This window comes from Leucobacter sp. 7(1), from assembly GCF_900163635.1.
Taxonomy (GTDB): Bacteria; Actinomycetota; Actinomycetes; order Actinomycetales; family Microbacteriaceae; genus Leucobacter.
On record NZ_FUID01000006.1, the window covers coordinates 1 to 2,221 of the forward strand.

At 61.3% G+C, this 2,221-nt stretch carries 3 protein-coding genes and 1 pseudogene; 1 reads left to right on the plus strand and 3 read right to left on the minus strand.

Annotation, left to right across the window (positions count from 1 at the left end):
• Positions 1 to 146: 146 nt before the first annotated feature.
• The gene (locus FM113_RS18055) at positions 147 to 284 is read left to right on the plus strand and encodes a hypothetical protein (RefSeq protein ID WP_176387044.1); all 138 of its coding nucleotides are present in this window, start codon (positions 147 to 149) and stop codon (positions 282 to 284) included.
• Here the strand turns inward: FM113_RS18055 and FM113_RS01950 are convergent.
• The 3 genes and pseudogenes from FM113_RS01950 to FM113_RS01960 all read right to left on the minus strand — a co-directional run.
• On the minus strand, positions 281 to 1,585 hold the full coding sequence (locus FM113_RS01950) for a UDP-glucose/GDP-mannose dehydrogenase family protein (RefSeq protein WP_087010950.1): 1,305 nt from the start codon (positions 1,583 to 1,585) through the stop codon (positions 281 to 283). The genes FM113_RS18055 and FM113_RS01950 overlap by 4 nt on opposite strands.
• The gene (locus tag FM113_RS01955; RefSeq protein WP_087010952.1) at positions 1,582 to 1,812 is read right to left on the minus strand and encodes a hypothetical protein; all 231 of its coding nucleotides are present in this window, start codon (positions 1,810 to 1,812) and stop codon (positions 1,582 to 1,584) included. The genes FM113_RS01950 and FM113_RS01955 overlap by 4 nt, the downstream gene beginning before the upstream one ends.
• Positions 1,809 to 2,221: pseudogene (locus FM113_RS01960) on the minus strand (Dyp-type peroxidase domain-containing protein); the annotation flags it as partial. The gene FM113_RS01955 and the pseudogene FM113_RS01960, both read right to left, overlap by 4 nt.

Genomic DNA, 2,221 nt, shown 5'->3' on the forward strand with positions numbered 1-2,221 from the left:
ACGTTTGACGAGTAAGCGGTGGCCATCTGCATCCCGTCGGCGGCTTCCGAAGGCTATTGCAGCGACAGTTCTTCCGTAGTTCTCGCAACCCGCTATGCTCGTTCGGTCGGCGTTTGCGGGGCTGGATGCAAAAAGGCCGTCACCGAGTGACGACAAACAACAACGTCGACGGGTCGACACGGGCTCGGTGGAGCCGCTGCCAGCCCGTGCTTCGCAGTTCGCCAGGAGCCTGCATGAACGCGACGCTCGACGACGCTGAAGCTCTCCTGCTGAACGAGTTCTAGTGCAGCGAAAGATTGAACATGCTCCGGTAGTCCCAACTGGCATTGCGCCAGTCTTCTGAGTCGAGGCAATGCCGGGTATCGACGATAAGCGGGCGTCGGACCATGGGGAGGAGTGCTGCTGGGTTCAGGCGCCGATATTCCGGCCAAGCCGTCGCCACTAGCGTCACGTCGGCATCCCGCATTGCCTCCTCGGCTGTTCGTACGAACTCAAGCCGACTGTCCACTCCGCGTGACGCGCTCACTACAGGATCCGCGATCCGCACACGCAGCCCGGCGCTCATGAGTGCCTGTGCGAGATCGATCGAGGGTGACTCGCGTATATCGTCCGTCTCAGCTTTGAAGCTCGCTCCGAGGATCGCGACCTGCGACTCCTGGCGTCCAGAGAGCCGTGCGATAACCCACTCGGCGATGTGCTGCCTCTGTGCGGCGTTGATTGTGTCGACTTGAGTGAAGAACTGGGCCGCCTCAATAGCGCCTGCATGCTGAGCGTAGTGCGCGAGCCCGCGGGTGTCTTTCGGGAGACAGCCGCCACCGTATCCCAGGCCGGGGTTCAAGTGAGAGCCGCCGATCCTGGGGTCCGCACCGAGAAGCTGCGCCGTCTGGAGAGCATCGGCACCACTGGTCGCGGCGAGTTGCGCAATGGTGTTGATGAAGGAGATTTTGGTGGCGAGGAACGCGTTGGTGGCGAGCTTCACGAGTTCGGCGGTCGCGAGATCCGTGATGACCCGTTGAGTCCCTCTGTCGAGGATCGGCGCATAGACCTCATCGAGCATGCGAGCGGCTTCCGGGCTGCTCACGCCGTAAATGAGCCGTTGAGGCGCGAGGGTGTCTCTCACTGCAGTACCTTCTGCGAGGAACTCCGGGTTCCAAGCGAGTTCAGCACCGGGACTCTCTCCGTGAAGCTGGGCGGCGAGCGCCGCTGCTGTGCCAGGAGGCACTGTGCTCTTACCTATAACGAGATCACCCGGCTGCAATGAGGGCGCAAGGGACCGCAACGCGTTTTCAAGGTAGTTGGGGTCGAAACCCTCGTTGGGGGCGAGTTCGGGTGTGCCTACGGTGAGGAAGTGGGCGCTTGCGCCCCGCGCGGCGCTCGGTTCGCTGGTGACATCGAGTGTGCCATCTGTGAGTGCTGTACGCACAAGCTCCACGAGACCAGGCTCGTGCATCTCGTGTGTGCCATCAAGAATCTTGCGGACACGTTGCGTGTTCGCTTCGACTCCGACGACCGTGTGTCCCAGCGAAGCGAGGGCGGCGGCGTGGACAAGGCCGAGGCGCCCGAGGCCGATGACAGATATTCTCATTCGTTCTCTTCCTGAGACCTTGCGTCTCGCTTCGCGATTTTGACGATGCTTCTTACGAAGCGCTTCCACAGTCGTTTCGCGCTGTAGAAGAGATCCTCAAGTTCCTCACGGACCGTGGGAGGTTCCTCGTCTTCTCGCCTCGCAGGACCGCTCAGACCGATCCACAAGATCAGGACCATGCCCGCGAACAGCGTCGTGAGGGTAGAGAGAATGGGCCACACTGTCACGCTTCAAAGAGGGTGTGACCGATGAACTGACCTTCTTTGCATCCGGGTGGTATGGCGAACACGGCAGAGCCGATGTGCACGATCCATTCGTTGAGGAGGTCGAGTTCGTCGAGGCGTCGCTGCACGGGTGTGAACTGCGTTGCAACGTTGTACTGGTAGGCGGTGAAGATGAGCCCGGAGTTGGAGATCTCATCTCCTGTGGGGAGCTGGTCGTAGTTGTAGGCGCGACGGAACATCCGCTCGTGAGAATCTGCTGAGCGAGCCCGTCGGATGTGCGCGAATTCTGCGATGACGGGGAACCCGATCGGGGTACGAGCTTCGAAATCAGGTTCGTCGTGCTCTTTCGTTCCAGTCAGTGGTGCCCCGGAGTCCATCCGGCGGCCGACCGCTTGCTCACGTCCGCTGCGGT